This window comes from Pseudomonas brassicacearum subsp. brassicacearum (genome assembly GCF_008801605.1).
GTDB classification, from domain to species: domain Bacteria; phylum Pseudomonadota; class Gammaproteobacteria; order Pseudomonadales; family Pseudomonadaceae; genus Aquipseudomonas; species Aquipseudomonas brassicacearum.
Genome location: NZ_VZPJ01000010.1, coordinates 64,701 through 81,662 on the forward strand (window position 1 = coordinate 64,701; position 16,962 = coordinate 81,662).

A 16,962-nucleotide genomic window follows, 5' to 3' on the forward strand; every position below is an offset into this window, starting at 1 on the left:
AGTTCAAAAAATTCCGCACAGCGTCTATCAGATCAATAATCTCCAAATTGAGCAGCACAAGGGAAGAACACATTGAAAAAAGTTGCGATACTTCAATCCAACTACATCCCTTGGAAAGGGTATTTTGACATCATCGCTTCAGTAGATGAATTCATTCTGTACGACGACATGCAATACACACGACGTGACTGGCGAAACCGTAACCAAATAAAGACCCCGCAAGGGTTGCAATGGTTGACCGTGCCTGTTCTGGTAAAAGGCAAGTATCACCAAAAAATCAGGGAAACTGAAATTGATGGTACTGAATGGGCCGCAGCCCATTGGAAATCGCTAGTTCAAAACTATAGCCGTGCCCCTCATTTTCATGAAATCGCAAAGTGGCTGGAACCCCTTTATCTGAATACGTCCTACACCCATCTTTCAATACTTAATCAACGATTCATCCAAGCCATTTGCGATTATCTGAACATCACGACTCGTATTAGCCATTCATGGGACTACAAACAAGTTGACGGTAAAACCGAGCGCCTTGCCGAACTCTGCGTACAAGCGGGCGCTACCGAGTACGTCTCCGGCCCATCCGCCAAGAATTATGTCGACGAACAAATATTCGAAGCGATGAACATCAAATTAACCTGGTTCGACTATGCAGGCTATCCAGACTACCCACAGTTATGGGGTGAATTCACCCATGGCGTCACCATTCTTGATCTCCTTTTCAACTGCGGAAAAGACTCTCATCGCCAAATGAGGTATGTAGCTCAATGAAGCTGTCCATCGTAGCGACTCTTTATCAATCAGCCTCCTACATCGAAGAGTTTCATTCTCGCGTGAGCGCAGCCGCAAAGGAATGTGCAGGGGACGACTACGAAATCGTACTTGTGAACGACGGCTCGCCTGACAATAGCCTTGATATCGCTATATCGCTTACCGAGCAAGACTCTCATGTGGTGCTGGTCGATCTCTCACGAAACTTCGGCCATCACAAAGCCATGATGACCGGGCTGTCCCAATCCAAAGGGGATCAGGTTTTCCTGATTGACAGCGACCTTGAAGAAGACCCCGAATGTCTGCTCAGCTTTTCCGAACAGCTCCAAAAAATGGCTTGCGACGTTGTCTATGGCGTGCAGGAGCAACGTAAAGGCGGCTGGTTTGAACGCTGGAGCGGCCGTTGGTTCTATCGTTTCTTCCAAGCCCTGACAGGCATGGCGCTGCCTGAGAACATCGTCACCGCCAGGCTGATGACCCGCCGCTATGTCAACGCCCTGCTGCGACATGAGGAACGAGAGGTGTTCCTGGCAGGACTATGGCACATCACCGGGTTTGATCAGCAACCTCAAAAGATCAAAAAGAGCAGCACCAGCCAAACAACCTATACCTTTAGAAAAAAGATGTCTGTATTGGTTAACTCGGTGACGTCGTTCAGCAATGCTCCCTTGGTCGGTATTTTTTACATCGGCATTGCGATTTCTTTTTTTGCCGTGCTTTACATTGTTTACTTGATAATGCACTGGCTGTTTCTGGCGACGCCATTAAGCGGGTGGACATCCGTCATGGCTTCCATCTGGCTACTAGGCGGCATGATTATCTCGTTCATTGGTGTAGTAGGTATTTATCTTTCAAAAATATTTTCCGAGTCAAAACAACGCCCCTACACTATTGTGAGGCAAATTTATGCACAACAAAAAGACTGAGCTACTTGAAGAAGTAGCTAGCTACTATTCACAAAAGCTCGCCTTGCATGGTGAAACGCCAAATGGAGTGGACTGGAATGGCGAGCACGGCCAAGCCATGCGCTTCGAGCAATTGTGCAAGATCATTAACGCCCCGCAGGCATTTTCTATAAATGATCTAGGGTGTGGTTACGGCGCGCTGGTCGATTACCTGAAAGCCAATAATCATACGTTTTCTTATCTTGGCGTGGACATTTCAAAAGAAATGATCCAAGCCGCAAAAAACCGCTATGTGAAAGACTCCCAAGCTCGTTTTATTGAATCCTCCGAACCGGACGCTGTCGCTGATTACAGCGTCGCCAGCGGCATATTCAATGTCCGCTTGGGCCGATCAGACAGCGAGTGGCTGGCCTATCTCGAAAATACTTTGAATATACTGGATCGAACAAGTCGCCTGGGATTCGCCTTCAATTGCCTGACGTCCTATTCCGACGAGGATAGAAAAAGGGAGGATCTGTACTATGCCGACCCTTGCAGGTTATTCGATCTATGTAAGCGACGTTACTCCCGACACGTAGCCCTCCTTCACGACTACGGCCTGTATGAGTTCACCTTGCTAGTGAGGAAAATGTAATGAGAAAAAAACTAGTCATCTTCGGCTTAGGCGACATCGCAGAGTTGGCATTTTTTTACTTCAATACAGACTCTACCTATGACGTCGTGGCCTTCACGGTAGACAGTAGCTATATCGAAGACTCTACTTTTTGCGGGTTGCCAGTCGTCGCCTTCGAAAACGTTGCTGAACACTATGCTACCGGTCAGCATGAAATGTTTATCGCTCTGAGTTATTCAAAACTCAATGCAGTACGAAAGGAAAAATATTTCGCGGCAAAAGCACTAGGCTACACACTAGCCAGCTACATCAGCAGCCATGCTACCGTCCTGAATGAAGGTCGAATTGGAGAAAACTGCTTCATTCTTGAGGACAACACCATCCAGCCTTTTGTAAAGATTGGGAATAACATCACCTTATGGAGCGGCAACCATATCGGCCACCACTCCACGATCCAGGACCATACGTTCATCGCATCCCACGTAGTAGTTTCTGGAGGTGTTCACATCGGTGAACAGTGCTTTATCGGGGTCAACGCGACGCTGCGCGATCATATAAAGATAGAAGACAAGTGCGTGATCGGCGCAGGCACGTTGCTGTTGGCTAACGCTGAGCGGGAAGGCGTATTTATTGGTAGCGCGACTGAGCGTTCAAAAGTACCCAGTAGCAAGTTGAGAAAAATATGAAATACACATGGCAAAAACTCGGTCGTCTGTATACTCCCGAAAATGAGAAGCGCCATCCAAAACTGTTATCTCATGCTGCCAACCCTTTACCTGTGCACCTGCATAATGATGTCTTTCGGGTTTTCTTCAGCGCACGGGATTGTGACAACCGATCTTCCGTCGGCGCAGTAGACATTGATATTGAGCAGAGAATAGTTATCAAAGAACACCCCCTTCCCTTTCTGGAGCACGGCCCCGCAGGCAGTTTCCATGCTGATGGTGTGAGCATTGGCAATTGCTACATTGCCAACGAAGTGCAGTACATGCTTTTCATGGGGTGGCAATCGCCAGACAATCAGCACTGGCGCGGTGATGTCGGCAGACTGATCGTCAATGCGGATACCACGCTGACACTCGAGAGTGATCTCCCGTTCATGAGCACTGACGAAATCGACCCTATCAGCCTTTCCTACCCATGGGTGCTCAAGAACGGAAACAACGGTTATGACATGTGGTACGGGTCGACCAAAACCTGGGATTCCGGCAACGGCGAAATGATCCATGTGATCAACTCGGCACATTCCCATGACGGAAATAACTGGCATCGTAACGGTTTGGCCATCCCCTTCGAAGTGGGTGTAGCCCAAGCGTTTTCACGCCCTACCGTGGCAAAGAATAACTTAGGCGGACTGGAGATGTGGTTTTCCTATCGCAGTGGTACCGGAGACACGTATAGGATCGGCTACGCCACCACCGATGGAGGTACGCAATGGCGACTGGCACTGGAGGAAGCCGGTATTGATGTCTCCCCAGATGGCTGGGATTCGGAAATGATCGAATACCCATTCGTGTTCGACCACAAACACAATAGATATATGCTTTATAACGGCAACAGTTACGGTAAAACCGGTTTTGGTCTCGCTGTACTGGAGAAGCGTTGATGGCTAACGCATTCAACTATATTTATATACTCGCCACCATCGCCTTTACTGTTTATGGACAACTTATTCTAAAATGGCGAATCTCCAAATTAGGCCCCCTGCCGGTCGAGCCGATTGAAAAAATAAAATTTTTACTCTTACTGTTATTGGACCCGGGAATTTTTTCGGGCTTCGCAGCAGGGTTCCTGGCATCACTGGCCTGGATGGCGGCGATGACCAAGTTTGATCTTAGTCATGCCTATCCATTCATGAGCCTGAACTTCGTTATTGTCTTGCTGTTAAGTGGCTGGATTCTAAGTGAACCCATGACATTTCAGAAAGCACTGGGTGTTGGATTGATTATTCTTGGCACCGTCGTGGCTGCCCGCGGATAGCGCCTTCGGCAGAGCTCATAAAGGCCAGTCATCTCGACTGGCCTCCCTTCACGGTTATTTCAGTTCACTTCCAGCTTATCGCGATTTCTGTCCAGTATTGCCTTGCCAATTCCCTTGACCTCCAGCAACTCCTCCACTGAAGAGAACGGCCCATTGTTCTCCCGATAGGCAACAATCGCCTCGGCTTTGCCCTTACCTATCCCCGTCAACTCACGCTGCAGCGTTGCAGCATCCGCCCCGTTTAAATCCACCTTGGCGCCCTGCGTTTTGGCTGGTTGCTCCACTGCTTGCGGTGTAGGGACCGACTCGGGTTTGACCACTGGGGCGGCGATAGCAGCAATCGAGGCGCTGGTGAGGAAGGCAAAAACCAGAGAGTAGAAATAGCCTGTACGCATAAATGACGCTCCATGACATCGTTAAGTAGAGAAGCAGCTTTTCCGAAGCTGCCTCTCAAACTTAGGCGATGATCTATCGCTGTCAAAAATGTGTACGTTACAGTTTGTGTAACAATCAGGGTTCGAGTCGGCGTTGCTGATAGATCCAGTCGACAATCTCTCCGTCCGGAGCGTAACCACTGACAGTATCCCGAAGCAGCTGACGAACCCTGGTGTAGTCATCGTGTTCAATGGCGGCCAGCAACTCAGCCAGCTTGATCTTGAGCGTGTCCCAAGACAGATGGTCCTCATTGGCACTCATGATCATTGGGTGCTGGGTGGCGACTACGTTGTCGCCGATCAGCAACTCCTCGTAAAGCTTCTCGCCCGGACGCAAGCCTGTGAACTCGATTGAAATGTCGCCATGGGGATTCTTTTCCGAACGAACACTCAGGCCAGAGAGATGAATCATTTTTTCCGCCAGCTCGACAATCCTCACTGGCTCGCCCATGTCCAGCACAAACACATCCCCGCCCAACCCCATGGAGCCCGCCTGGATCACCAACTGCGCGGCCTCGGGTATGGTCATGAAATAACGGGTGATCTTGGGATGGGTAACAGTCAACGGCCCGCCGGACTTGATCTGTTTATGGAACAGGGGAATAACCGAACCGGACGAACCCAATACGTTACCGAACCGGACCATGGTAAAGCGCGTCTTGTTCACCCGCGAAACGTTATCCTTGTCGCCGAATAACACGGGGGCCAGTTCACGGCTGAGGGCTTGCAAGGTCAGCTCCGCGAGCCGCTTGGTGCTGCCCATGACATTGGTCGGGCGCACCGCTTTATCCGTGGAGATCAGGACGAAGTTCGATACACCCGCCTGCAACGCAGCCTGTGCCGTATTCAACGTACCTATCACGTTGTTCAGGACGCCTTCGGCGATGTTGTGCTCGACCATCGGGACGTGCTTATAGGCAGCGGCGTGATAGACCGTATCGACATTCCAGGTCCTCATCACGTCCAGCAGCTTGTCCTGGTCTCGTACCGATCCCAGGATAGGCAGCAGCCGAACTGACAACGACTCGCGAAGGATTCGAGGTTCAAGTTCGGACAGAATGCTATAGAGATTGAATTCGCTATGCTCATATAGCAGCAACGTAGTCGGTTTAAGTGCCAGGATTTGCCGACAAAGCTCAGAGCCGATCGAACCACCGGCCCCAGTGACCAGGACCGACTGGTCAGTGATGCAATGCTCCAGAAGATCAGGTTGCGCGGGGACCGGATCGCGCCCGAGAAGGTCCGCGATATCCACTTCTTGGATATCATCGACCTTGACGCGGCCGCTGGCCAGGTCCATGAACCCGGGGACACTGCGTACATGCAGTGGAAAACCTTCAAGCAGCGTCAAGATCTCTCGACGGCGCCCACGTGAGGAGGAAGGCACTGCCAGCAGAATTTCCTGTGCGCCGGTTGTGTCGATCATCTTTTGGATATGCCTGGGCTCATAGACCTGCAGCCCAGCAATCACTCTGTCAGCAATGCTGTTGTCATCATCGATGAATGCGACCGGTCGCATCACCCGCCCCATGCGTAGTGCGGCCACGAGCTGGTTGCCTGCGGCCCCGGCACCATAAATAGCAACCTTGGGCAGGCCGTCGTCCCGGTTGGTAAAGGGTACATGCTGGGCTGCAGTAAACCAGTCCCCCAGGAAGTATTGCCGCATCATCAGGCGCAAGCCACCAATCATGATCAGGCTCAACCACCAATAATTGAAAATGATGGAGCGTGGTACCACGGTTTTATGGTTGCTGTACCAATACACCACCAAGGCCAGCAGCAAGGCCGAAAGGCTGACTGCCTTGCAAATCGTGATCAGCGCGTCGTTACCGAAATAACGCATGACCGCGCGATACATGCCAAAGCGGATAAAGATAGGAATGGCGACCAGCGGTGCGGACCCGAAAAGCCACAAATGCGTTGCAATCGGGCTGGCCAATGCTTCAACACCCAGTCGAACGACGAACGCCAACCAGAGGGCGATCCAGACAAGGACGATGTCTGTTGCCACTTGTATCGCCCGTTTGTGGCGTCTTGGCAATCCCAGCAGGGCTATTCTCAACTTATCCATAAACCCTTTACGCATTTTGGCTCGCCCCTGTCGCGATTCCGCTTTTATTGAACCTGTCGACGTCACGCATCACTGATAAAACGATCATCAAAAAACATACCTGTAACAGCATCCAAGATTAGACCTTCTCTGACCGTCCAGCGCGAGCTATAGCTCTTATCACCAGCGGAATAAAGCTAATACCTACCCACCGCACCAGGCTCCGGAACACGGACCAGCCGTTACAGGCTGCAGTTCATAACATCCATTGCAACGAGATCGAGCCTACGGCGCCCGTATGTTAGTGGCTGGGGCGGGCAACCTACCATAGTCACGGGTCGCCAAGAAATTTTCACGTGTTGGCAGCGATGTCTGAGGACGCGATGGCACGGCGATCGGTCGAAATTCGCGTAACCCTCATTACGCTCGCAGCCGTGCTGCTCGCCTGGGCAACCTATCAGTTTGTGAAAAACCGCTTCGAAAATTCAACAGTCGCCTGAAAACACCGATCCTTTTAGTGATCGTGGCTTTTGTTGGCGCAGTCGGATACGCAACGTTCTCCAATGCCGGATTCCCGCAACGCGCGCCGGTTAAAAGTGCCGAGGAGTTTAACAGTCAATTTGTCGGACCGATTTGGAAGTACACAAAGAACAATGCCTGTATCAATCGATATCCTTTCAAAGAGGCTGTATCCTACGGATGGCGGTTCTGCATCGCCAACAAAGATTGGGCGCCCGCCCTATTGTTACTAGGTAACAGCTTCGCCAACCATCGGTTTCCTGGATTGGCCGCCGCCAAAGAGACGAACGACAGCCGCATTTTGTCCATCGGTGCGTGCCCGCCGGACATGATCGACATAACCGATCCCAATGCGCCGACCGACACCAATCTATGCTCTGGCAGCCGCTCGTATCATCAGAAGCTGCTGATCAATGGAATAATTGAAAATAGTAAAACAATTAAATACACCATCATCGACGGGCTAAAAGGTTGTTAATGATGCTTATATAAAACGTATAGACGAGCGCATCACCCACCTTGAAAAAACGGGATAAAAGTAATTGTTTTCATCCCGCACATCGCAACAGATCACGAACTGAAAGTATATTATTCTAGGCCATTTAAAAAATATAGCTGACTGCGTAGTGGGCTTGGAGGCAAAAAAGAGATTGATGACGGTTTTGCGCTTCTGATAACACAGATATCCGCGGCCCATCTGAACGTTAAATTTTCGACCAAAACGAACTATTTTGCGGACTGTTCAATTGCTCACTGACGTTGAACGGCATGCCAATTTTCCGCGACCAATATGTCCATTACTCGGAGTATGCGAGCCAACAAGTCGCAAAAATATTCATTAAATGGGCAGAAACAAACGCACGAGGTATTCTGAACAAGTAAAAGAAAGTGCCGCTGACTGCAAAGCCGGCGGCACTGTATCTCATACTCTCCTCTTCCCCGACATCGATCGGGTTACATCAACCGATGGTCTCGGTCAGGACCTTGACAATACGCTGTTGCTGCTCAGCGCTCAGGCCAATCCACAGCGGCAAACGCACCAGTCGTTCAGATTGCCTGTCCGTAACTTCCAGCGCCCCGTGTGCCCGACCATATCGTTTCCCACCAGGCGACGAATGAAGGGGGACGTAATGGAACACCGAGGAAATGTCATGTTTCTTGAACTCGCCGAGCACATATTGCCGATCGAGCCCTGGCGCAAGCAGAACATAGTACATATGCGCGTTGTGCTGGCATTCTTCCGGCACGATGGGACGGCGTAACAAGCCATCGGCTTCAAGCGGTTCAAGAAGTTCGTGATAGCGCTGCCAAATTTCCAGGCGTTCATGGGTGATGCGTTCGGCCTCTTCGAACTGTGCCCACAAGAAAGCCGCAATCAACTCCCCTGGCAAGAATGAAGAACCCACTTCCTGCCAAGTGTATTTATCCACTTCTCCCCGGAAAAACCGGCTACGGTCGGTGCCTTTCTCACGGATGATTTCGGCCCGAAGCGCCAATGAAGACTCGTTAACCAATAACGCGCCACCCTCGCCAGAAATAACATTCTTGGTCTCATGGAAGCTGTAGGCACCCAGATCACCAATGCTGCCCAACGCTCGTCCTTTGTAGGTAGCCATCACACCCTGCGCGGCATCCTCCACAACCCTCAGGTCATGCCGTTTCGCGATATCCATGATGGTATCCATTTCGCAGGCCACACCTGCGTAGTGGACCGGGACAATAGCTCGGGTACGTGCAGTGATCGCCGACTCGATGAGGCTCTCGTCAAGGTTTAAGGTGTCCTCCCGAATGTCGATGAACACCGGAACGCCACCTCGGAGCACAAAAGCATTGGCCGTCGATACAAAGGTGTACGAAGGCATGATGACCTCGTCACCCGGTTCGATGTTTAGCAGCAGTGCCGCCATTTCCAACGCAGCCGTACATGAGTGGGTCAGCAACGCCGTGTCACAGCCACTTCTGCTTTCCAACCATTCGTGGCAACGCTTGGTGAAAGGACCGTCGCCAGCAAGCATGTTGCCGGACTTGGCTTCGGCAATGTAATGCAACTCTTTACCAGTCATGAATGGCCGGTTGAACTGGATTTTCTGAGTCATTGATTTTCCTTTTGCAACCTATGCCATTCGTCTGTGACACAGTGAAGATATTCGCTGCATTCACATCTTGATCAGAGCTTCAAGGCGAGCCGTGACGAGGATTTCTCCGGCCAGGGCATCAGGGCATTCAAAAGCGCCTGTATCTACATAACCGGTTGTCAAAGGGCACCACCAGTTGGAATAGGAACTGGCGCCCTCCTCATTGTCCACTCTTTTGGCGTAGCGCTTGGCAGGTATTTAACGTTTCGTTCGACGCCAACGGCTTGTAAAGCACCTGCGTGCGGCTGGCAGCGAAACTGCCTGCACCTTCCGCAGTCTGCCAGGTGCCTACCTGCTCGTATCCTTCAGGAAAGGTAACGCCCAAACTGGACAACAGCTCGATTGAAATACTGCGCGGGCCATCGGGCTCCAGCAGCAACCAGGCCGCCGCTATTTTTTCACAGGACGTGCGGTTCAATGCTGCTTTGGCGAGCTCCAGACTGCCGGGGTAGCCGCCGATAGTCCAGGCCTGGCCGATGTTCTGAGCACCTATTGCGTAAAGTATGCCAGGGGATTGGCCGGATAGATCGATCACCGGGGTAGACGGCTCAAAACCAGCAGTTCGTGCCATTTTGGTGGCACTGTCGATATACCGCGCGTACCCCTGCGAGAGAATCAAGCTCGATCCTTGGGGGCCTATTTCCAAAGGAGACGTGTGAAGCCTGAGGGGCTGGGGCTGGCGATAGGGCTGCTCAAGCGCTGTTTGCAAAAGAGTAGCGGTGACTGCCTGAGCCGCAAGCACCAGTGGCAGCGCGAATAGCCAGCTGGCACGTTCACGAGCCATCGGCCCTAAAAGGATGATGCCGGCAAGCAACCAAAAAATACCGGCCGAGGCGCCGCCGGTCCAATAATTTTTATTTGTCCCAAAAGCGTAAATATGGGGCATTACTAGAAATAGAAGTGCAATCGCCCCATGTGATCCGGTAACGCCTCTCAACGTCTTGAAACGACCTACTGCCAAGCCGGTCAGGATCCCGGCAAACACCACACCGAAAATCAGCAGCCCCTGAAAATTGCCGAGTTCTGCAACACTGGAAACTTGAGTTGTCGTCAATAATGCGACCAACGCAAAGAATGCAAGTGATATGGTTAAACAGAGAAACATGCCGATCTTCTTTTCGCTCCATGCTCCCAATGTAGCAAGAAAGGAAGTGGCGAAAACAATACCGATGGCAAGCTTGGCTCTTTCACTCAGGAGGAAGTCGTCGATATGCAGGATCTGAATCAGCGTGTGGCCACCGCCAAGGTATCGACCGAACTCAATGCCCAGTTCGACGCGTTCTACAAACTGCGATAATGAACCGTCAATCAGCAGCGCACTTGCCAACAGCGGCACAACAGCACTCACAGCGATGAGCAACAACAATCGTATTGAAACCTTGCGCGACAGCAGAAGGTAGATAAAAACAGCAATAGCCAGCGCAAGTGCGGTGCTTGGCTTGGCCATGAACGCCAACCAGCCGCCAATGCCGATCACTGCCCCACCAAAAGCACTTTTACGGGTTAAGTTTTTTTCGGCAAGAAGCAGACCGATGCTGGTGATCAACAACGCCTGCAGCGCCAGACTGTTATAGCTTGGCGTGGGTAACCAGATATCGAAGAAAATAAGGACGCTGCCAGCCAATCCAGCTGCAGCCGTATGCAGGATAATACGTTTTTCCCTAGACTCTGGCGCAAGCGAAGAAAGGAGGACGTAAGCCAGGCCCCAAGCCAAGCCGAACGTCATTAATATATTTGCCTGTCGAAGGGCCGCAATGTCGCCGTCGAGTAACCTATACAGTGGATGATAAATAAAACCAAATTGCGTAAGCGAAACATCATAAATAAATGGATTTGAAATCCACACAAGATAAAAACTTTCGTCAGTAAATTCGATACCGTAGGCGCTGTATTTGAGAAGCCAGCCCAGAATCAAGAGTGTCCCCATCACAGAGAGAGTCATCATCGCTCTGGACGAAACTACAATAGCGGGACTTATAAACTTTTCACCTTGGACCACTTGATGCTGCTCGCTTATCATTTCGAAAAGACTGGAAGGGTACTCGTTGGCATCGGTAAAGTCACCAAGCTAGACGAAAGGTAAGGTGATGTTATTTGGCAACCCAGAAAGATATCTCAGCGCCTGCGAGTTGCAGGAAATGGACGCTGGCTCAATGAGACTGGGGGAAAGTCACTCCGCACAGCCCACTACAGCAAGCTTTCGACGCTCACATTATCGACCGCCGAAGTGCTCCCTTAACGATCCTTGTGTTTTGGCATCAATCGCCGCTGCTGGAATATCCAATCGACGATCTCTCCTTCGGGCGTGTAACCGCTTACGGTTTCGCGGAGCAGGATGCGGACCCGTGAATATTCATCCTTGGTAACGGCGGCCATCAACTCGTCCAGTTTAACCTTGAGTTGTTCCCACGGCAGATGGTCTTCATTGGCGCTCATGATCATGGGGTGCTGGGTCGCGACCACGTTGTCACCGATCAACAGTTCCTCGTAGAGCTTCTCGCCTGGACGCAACCCCGTGAACTCAATTGCAATATCCCCGTGCACATTCTTCTCGGAGCACACATTCAAGCCAGACAGGTGGACCATTTTCTCAGCCAACTCGGCGATTTTCACCGGTTCTCCCATATCCAGCACAAACACATCGCCGCCTCGCCCCATCGAACCTGCCTGAATCACCAACTGGGCAGCTTCCGGGATTGTCATGAAATAACGGGTGATATTGGGATGCGTGACGGTGATGGGGCCGCCGGATTTGATCTGCTGCCGGAAACGCGGAATAACCGAGCCGGATGAACCCAGCACATTACCGAAGCGCACCATGACAAAACGGGTCTTATTGACCCGGGCAACATTACCGCTGTCTGCGAAGAGCACTGGCGCCAGCTCATGACTCAGTGCTTGCAAGACCATTTCTGCCAAGCGCTTGGTGCTGCCCATGACATTGGTCGGACGCACGGCCTTGTCCGTGGAAATGAGCACAAAGTTCTCGACCTGAGCCTTCAACGCCGCTTGCGCGGTGTTCAACGTACCGATGACGTTGTTGAGCATGCCTTCGGCGATATTGTGCTCCACGAGGGGCACATGCTTATAGGCTGCTGCGTGATACACCGTCTCGACGCTCCAGGACTTCATGACGTCGAACAGTTTGGTCGCGTTACGTACCGAGCCCAGGATCGGCAATAGATTTACCGCGATTGATTGTCGGACGATGGTCTCTTCCAGTTCGCTCAAGATACTGTAGAGGTTGAACTCGCTGTGATCGAACAACAGCAAAGTGGACGGCTGCAGGGCGAGAATCTGACGACAGAGTTCAGAACCAATCGACCCACCCGCTCCCGTAACCAGGACAACCTTTCCCCGAATACAACGCGACAGAAGCTCGGGTTGTGCAGGCACCGCATCTCGACCCAACAAGTCGGCAATATCGACTTCCTGGATATCGTCGACTTTCACACGGCCGCTGGCCAGATCCATGAAACCCGGCACACTGCGTACGTGCAGTGGATAGCCTTCCAGATACCCAAGGATTTCACGGCGTCGCGCACGACTCGCCGAAGGAACGGCCAACAGCACTTCTTGAGCGCCAGTGAGGCGAATCATCTTCTGGATATGCTTGGCCTTGAATACCTGCAGACCAGAAATCATTCGATTGGCGATACTGGCATCGTCATCGATGAAAGCCACTGGTTGCATATCTCGACCAATGCGCAAGGCTGCTACCAGTTGATTACCGGCAGCACCGGCTCCGTAGATCGCCACTTTGGTAAGGCTGGCGTTACGGTTGATGAAGGGCGCATGGCGGGAGGGAATGAACCAATCGCCCATGAAGTACTGGCGCATAAACAACCTCAAGCCGCCGATCATCACCAGGCTGAGCCACCAGTAATTGAAGATGACCGAACGCGGGACAGGCGCCATGTAAGATGCGCCCCAGTACACCACGAGCGCCAATACCAACGCGCTCAAGCTGACTGCCTTGATGATCGCGATCAAGGCATCGTTACCCAGGTAGCGCATGACGGCCCGATACATACCAAAATGAACGAACAATGGGATAGCGATCAAAGATGCGCTGACAAGGAGCCATGGATGGTTGGTAAAGGGATTGATCATCTCGTCAAAGCCAAGGCGCACCACGAACGCCAACCACAAGGCCCCCCAGACCAGCACTACGTCGGCCATGACCTGAAGCAGTCGTTTCTGCCGACGCGGCAGGCCCAGCAATGCAACGCGAAGTCTATCCATGAATGTTTCCAGCCCCTTGTTGTTCCTACTCATTCTCGTTATGTCCGGCTTGACCCATTTCACATCTTTACCCGGGCGCTCAGGCATCCTCCAACTGACCGGCCTTGAACTTGAAGGCCAATATCACCAAGGGCACGTAGGCCAACACAACGCCTGTCAGCCCATCCAGCTTCAGAACCACGACGCACCACGCCAGGGGAAACAACCACAGCACGTTGATCGCCGCCACTGCCATCGTGACCGGACGATGGCGCCCATAACGGCGCGAGGCAAACTGATAGGCATGACTACGATGAGCCTCGTAGACTTTATCTCCCCGCAAAAACCGCCGAGTCAGGGTGACCGTCGCGTCGACGATAAACACCCCCAGCAGGATCAGCCATGCCCAGAACAAGGCCGGAGAGACCCAGGCGGCTTGCAAGGACATGATCCCAAGCGCGATCCCCAGGAAACCACTGCCCGCGTCCCCCATGAAAATTTTCGCAGGTGGGAAATTCCAAAACAGAAAGCCCAGCACTGCGGCGGCCAAGATCAACGGAGGCCAGATCAGGTCGGTGAAACCCGACAGTATGTAGAGAGCACTCGCGCCCAGGCACGCCGACACCGCTTCTATGCTGGCAATACCGTCAATACCGTCCATGAAGTTGTACAGGTTGAGAACCCAGACAAGATAAAAGGCAGCCAGGGCATGTCCTATCCAGGATAGATCGACACTGACACCAAACAGGTTCAGCGGCGCCAGACCTTCAAGCCATGCCAACGCCCATATAGCGGCGCTGAAATGTCCGAGCAATCGCCACCGCGCTGCAATGTGTCCATGGTCATCCATGAAACCCACGATGGCGACCAGCGCACCTGCACCGCCCAATGCGATCAGGTAGTGAGGCGGTACCAGACCCAGTTGCCCCAGCAAGGGCAATGTCAGCAGGAATGCCACGACTATGGCGACACCTCCGCCCCGGGGCGTAGGGATACTGTGGGAGCTGCGTGCATTCGGAATATCGATGATGCTACGCGCCAAGGCATAGCGGCGCAGCCCCGCGGTCATGAGCAGTGAGGCCAGCGTGACAGAGGCAAACAACCAGAAGTACATCATTTAGCTTGATTCATCCTGAAATGCCGTGCGGTTTCGGCCAATGCATCATCGACACTCACGGGTGGGTTCCAATTCAAAAGTGTACGTGTCTTCTCGATATTGACCTGCAGCGAACCACATAGGCGCTGGGACAGCGCTTTTCTGCCCAGCATGCTGGCGCCGCGGTCGAGCATCCAGCTAGGAACCGGAATCAACCGGGCAGGTTTACCCAGCGCACGAGCCATCCGGCTGAGCAATGTCGTGGTCGACAGATCTTCTCCATCACTGACCAGGAAGGTCTGGTTCGCCGCCGCGGGGTGATCGATACAGGTTACGATGAGGTCGACCAGGTTATCGATGCTCACCAGACTACGTCGGTTATCGATGGCACCGAATGGCAAAGGCACGCCTTTGTCCAACCAACGCATCATGTTCAAGAAATTAGCCTTCACGCCGGGCCCGTACACCAGGACAGGCCGGATGATGACCACTTCCATTCCTGTCGCCTGCGCAACCTCCCGCAGACCTTGCTCGGCCTCCTGCTTGGACACGCCATACGGGTCCGCTGGCGCAGGAATATCGTCGGCGGCGTAAGGTTGGCCGGGCGACGTACCTTCCCCATTAACTTTAATGGAGCTGATGAAAATAAATCGACGGACGCCGGCTTCAGCCGCCTGCCTTGCAAAATTGAGCGTCCCCTCCACGTTGACCTGCCGAAAGGCGGCCAACGGATCAGCCTCCGTATCGTTCATCACGTGCACGCGAGCAGCGCAATGAATGACTGTATCCACATTGGCCAGGTGCGCGTTCCATTGAGTTTGCGCGGAAAATGACTCAATCCGCACAGTGCTGATCGGGCCTGGCGAATGCCGGTCACCACGAACCACTGCGATCACGGATCGTCCTGCATCTGCTTGCAACCGTGTAAGTACCGCACCACCTACAAACCCGCTCGCCCCGGTCACAAGAATACTTTTCTGCATCAGCGGTTCACCTTCCGTAGCGTGGCTTTTCTGAAGATATCTTCCAAACGCGCCAGCAAGCGTTGCTTGGAGTAGTGCTGGAGGTAATAGTCACGACCGCTCTCCCCCATGACTTTGCGCTGGGATGGCGCAAAACCCGCCAGGGTCTGAGTGATACGTGCCAAGCCACCTGCATCACCGGATGCACACGTAAACCCTGCACCGGACTCGTTGATTACGCGCGCGGCTTCGCCATTGATCATGCCGAGCAGAGGCCTGCCCGAGGCCAGGTAAGCCTGGACTTTTCCGGGAATGGTTTTTTCAAACACATCATTGGTCTTCAGTGAAACCAACAGTGCATCGGCATTGGCAAACAACGCCGGCATGGCCTCCAACGGATGCCTGCCCAGAAGCAGGACGTTGTCCAGACCTCGCGCACTTACCTGCTGGCTCAACCACTGGCTCATCCGGCCATCCCCCACGATGGCCCAACGCACGGCGACTTTCCCACGCAATTGCTCGGCAGCGTCAAGCACGGCGGGGAAATCCTGAGCCTCGCCCAGATTTCCAGCAAATACCACGGTAAATACCGACTCATCGCGTGCCAGTATCGAGTTCGAGTGCTCCGAAGTCGCAGAGAAATCGTCTTCAGCCCAGCTGGGGAAGTAGACCAAGCGTTGTGGATCTATGGGCCGTGTGCAGTAGCCTTTGACGTTTTCGAGAAAACCATTCGATTGCAGCAATAGGTAGTCGGCACGGTTATAGATCCAAGACACCATTCGACCGACCATGGAGAGTAACGCTGGTTTTTTCAATACACCAACCGCCCTCAGTGTTTCCGGCCACAAATCCAGAATCCAAATGAATACGGGGGCTTTCTTCAAGCGACCGATCACCAGGGCAGGAATAGCCGCCATGATGGGGGAGACTGCGTAGACGAATACGGCATCGAAAGTGCGTCCCCGCAGCGCGTAGGCGCCAACGGTCGAAGCACTGGAAAAAAAACTCAGATAGTTGAGGATCAACTGAATGCTGCGTTTGCCGCGCGGGATCATGGGCACCCGCACAATGCGGGCACCATGGTATTCGGTGAACTTCCCTGGTGCTGACTTGTAGGCCTCGAACACCTTCCCTTCCGGATAATTAGGCACTCCAGTAAGCACCGTGACCGAATGCCCTTTTTCGGTGAAGTCACGCACCAGATCGTTGATGCGCATGTTCTCTGGCCAGAAGTATTGCGTGACCACCAAAATATTCAGCTTGCTCTCAGGCATAT

15 protein-coding genes are annotated in these 16,962 nt (G+C 52.6%); 7 read left to right on the forward strand and 8 right to left on the reverse strand.

The features are described from left to right. Positions 1 to 72: 72 nt before the first annotated feature. Genes F7R20_RS21570 through F7R20_RS21595 form a run of 6 tightly spaced genes read left to right on the forward strand, consistent with a single transcriptional unit; the run spans position 73 to position 4,266 of the window. On the forward strand, positions 73 to 768 hold the full coding sequence (locus tag F7R20_RS21570) for a WbqC family protein (protein ID WP_003199297.1): 696 nt from the start codon (positions 73 to 75) through the stop codon (positions 766 to 768). Beyond that, on the forward strand, positions 765 to 1,694 hold the full coding sequence (locus F7R20_RS21575) for a glycosyltransferase family 2 protein (protein ID WP_003199295.1): 930 nt from the start codon (positions 765 to 767) through the stop codon (positions 1,692 to 1,694). Before F7R20_RS21570 ends, F7R20_RS21575 begins: the two co-directional genes overlap by 4 nt. After that, on the forward strand, positions 1,675 to 2,307 hold the full coding sequence (locus tag F7R20_RS21580) for a class I SAM-dependent methyltransferase (protein ID WP_003199293.1): 633 nt from the start codon (positions 1,675 to 1,677) through the stop codon (positions 2,305 to 2,307). The genes F7R20_RS21575 and F7R20_RS21580 overlap by 20 nt, the downstream gene beginning before the upstream one ends. Next, positions 2,307 to 2,972, forward strand: coding sequence for an acetyltransferase (locus F7R20_RS21585; protein ID WP_003199290.1), 666 nt, complete (start codon positions 2,307 to 2,309; stop codon positions 2,970 to 2,972). Before F7R20_RS21580 ends, F7R20_RS21585 begins: the two co-directional genes overlap by 1 nt. Further along, positions 2,969 to 3,892 (forward strand): glycoside hydrolase family protein, encoded by a 924-nt coding sequence (locus F7R20_RS21590; protein WP_003199288.1) that lies wholly within the window; start codon positions 2,969 to 2,971, stop codon positions 3,890 to 3,892. The genes F7R20_RS21585 and F7R20_RS21590 overlap by 4 nt, the downstream gene beginning before the upstream one ends. Next, positions 3,892 to 4,266: an EamA family transporter gene (locus F7R20_RS21595; RefSeq protein ID WP_013692566.1), complete on the forward strand. Its 375-nt coding sequence runs from the start codon at positions 3,892 to 3,894 to the stop codon at positions 4,264 to 4,266. The genes F7R20_RS21590 and F7R20_RS21595 overlap by 1 nt, the downstream gene beginning before the upstream one ends. A gap of 59 nt (positions 4,267 to 4,325) precedes the next feature. Here F7R20_RS21595 and F7R20_RS21600 read toward each other — a convergent pair whose 3' ends face one another. Then, positions 4,326 to 4,661, reverse strand: coding sequence for a ComEA family DNA-binding protein (locus F7R20_RS21600; RefSeq protein ID WP_003199285.1), 336 nt, complete (start codon positions 4,659 to 4,661; stop codon positions 4,326 to 4,328). A gap of 115 nt (positions 4,662 to 4,776) precedes the next feature. Next, entirely contained in the window at positions 4,777 to 6,771 is a 1,995-nt protein-coding gene (locus F7R20_RS21605; protein ID WP_003199282.1) for a polysaccharide biosynthesis protein, read from the reverse strand. A 496-nt stretch (positions 6,772 to 7,267) separates the two neighbouring features. On the opposite strand from F7R20_RS21605, the gene F7R20_RS21610 reads away from it, so the two are divergent. Then, positions 7,268 to 7,747 (forward strand): SGNH hydrolase domain-containing protein, encoded by a 480-nt coding sequence (locus F7R20_RS21610; RefSeq protein ID WP_013692565.1) that lies wholly within the window; start codon positions 7,268 to 7,270, stop codon positions 7,745 to 7,747. 481 nt (positions 7,748 to 8,228) lie between these two features. Here F7R20_RS21610 and rffA read toward each other — a convergent pair whose 3' ends face one another. From rffA to F7R20_RS21640, 6 genes are all read right to left on the reverse strand, one after another. Further along, positions 8,229 to 9,365 (reverse strand): dTDP-4-amino-4,6-dideoxygalactose transaminase, encoded by a 1,137-nt coding sequence (gene rffA, locus F7R20_RS21615; RefSeq protein WP_003199278.1) that lies wholly within the window; start codon positions 9,363 to 9,365, stop codon positions 8,229 to 8,231. A 199-nt stretch (positions 9,366 to 9,564) separates the two neighbouring features. After that, complete coding sequence (locus F7R20_RS21620; RefSeq protein ID WP_230494398.1) at positions 9,565 to 11,346, reverse strand: hypothetical protein; 1,782 nt, start codon at positions 11,344 to 11,346, stop codon at positions 9,565 to 9,567. A 293-nt stretch (positions 11,347 to 11,639) separates the two neighbouring features. Further along, entirely contained in the window at positions 11,640 to 13,649 is a 2,010-nt protein-coding gene (locus F7R20_RS21625; RefSeq protein WP_081352378.1) for a polysaccharide biosynthesis protein, read from the reverse strand. Positions 13,650 to 13,728: 79 nt separating this feature from the next. Next, positions 13,729 to 14,745 (reverse strand): MraY family glycosyltransferase, encoded by a 1,017-nt coding sequence (locus F7R20_RS21630; RefSeq protein ID WP_003199271.1) that lies wholly within the window; start codon positions 14,743 to 14,745, stop codon positions 13,729 to 13,731. Further along, on the reverse strand, positions 14,742 to 15,707 hold the full coding sequence (locus F7R20_RS21635) for a UDP-glucose 4-epimerase family protein (RefSeq protein WP_003199270.1): 966 nt from the start codon (positions 15,705 to 15,707) through the stop codon (positions 14,742 to 14,744). Before F7R20_RS21635 ends, F7R20_RS21630 begins: the two co-directional genes overlap by 4 nt. Next, positions 15,707 to 16,960: a glycosyltransferase family 4 protein gene (locus F7R20_RS21640; protein WP_033028072.1), complete on the reverse strand. Its 1,254-nt coding sequence runs from the start codon at positions 16,958 to 16,960 to the stop codon at positions 15,707 to 15,709. Before F7R20_RS21640 ends, F7R20_RS21635 begins: the two co-directional genes overlap by 1 nt. Between the last annotated feature and the right edge of the window lie 2 nt (positions 16,961 to 16,962).

What these genes read in the sequence shown, in the direction of transcription:
- F7R20_RS21590 (WP_003199288.1), top strand. Translation starts at nt 2,969, where the DNA reads ATGAAATACACATGGCAAAAACTCGGTCGTCTGTATACTCCCGAAAAT.
- F7R20_RS21580 (WP_003199293.1), top strand. Translation starts at nt 1,675, where the DNA reads ATGCACAACAAAAAGACTGAGCTACTTGAAGAAGTAGCTAGCTACTAT.
- F7R20_RS21595 (WP_013692566.1), top strand. Translation starts at nt 3,892, where the DNA reads ATGGCTAACGCATTCAACTATATTTATATACTCGCCACCATCGCCTTT.
- rffA (WP_003199278.1), bottom strand. Translation starts at nt 9,365, where the DNA reads ATGACTCAGAAAATCCAGTTCAACCGGCCATTCATGACTGGTAAAGAG.
- F7R20_RS21620 (WP_230494398.1), bottom strand. Translation starts at nt 11,346, where the DNA reads ATGACTCTCTCTGTGATGGGGACACTCTTGATTCTGGGCTGGCTTCTC.
- F7R20_RS21585 (WP_003199290.1), top strand. Translation starts at nt 2,307, where the DNA reads ATGAGAAAAAAACTAGTCATCTTCGGCTTAGGCGACATCGCAGAGTTG.
- F7R20_RS21575 (WP_003199295.1), top strand. Translation starts at nt 765, where the DNA reads ATGAAGCTGTCCATCGTAGCGACTCTTTATCAATCAGCCTCCTACATC.
- F7R20_RS21605 (WP_003199282.1), bottom strand. Translation starts at nt 6,771, where the DNA reads ATGGATAAGTTGAGAATAGCCCTGCTGGGATTGCCAAGACGCCACAAA.
- F7R20_RS21625 (WP_081352378.1), bottom strand. Translation starts at nt 13,649, where the DNA reads ATGGATAGACTTCGCGTTGCATTGCTGGGCCTGCCGCGTCGGCAGAAA.
- F7R20_RS21600 (WP_003199285.1), bottom strand. Translation starts at nt 4,661, where the DNA reads ATGCGTACAGGCTATTTCTACTCTCTGGTTTTTGCCTTCCTCACCAGC.
- F7R20_RS21635 (WP_003199270.1), bottom strand. Translation starts at nt 15,707, where the DNA reads ATGCAGAAAAGTATTCTTGTGACCGGGGCGAGCGGGTTTGTAGGTGGT.
- F7R20_RS21640 (WP_033028072.1), bottom strand. Translation starts at nt 16,960, where the DNA reads ATGCCTGAGAGCAAGCTGAATATTTTGGTGGTCACGCAATACTTCTGG.
- F7R20_RS21630 (WP_003199271.1), bottom strand. Translation starts at nt 14,745, where the DNA reads ATGATGTACTTCTGGTTGTTTGCCTCTGTCACGCTGGCCTCACTGCTC.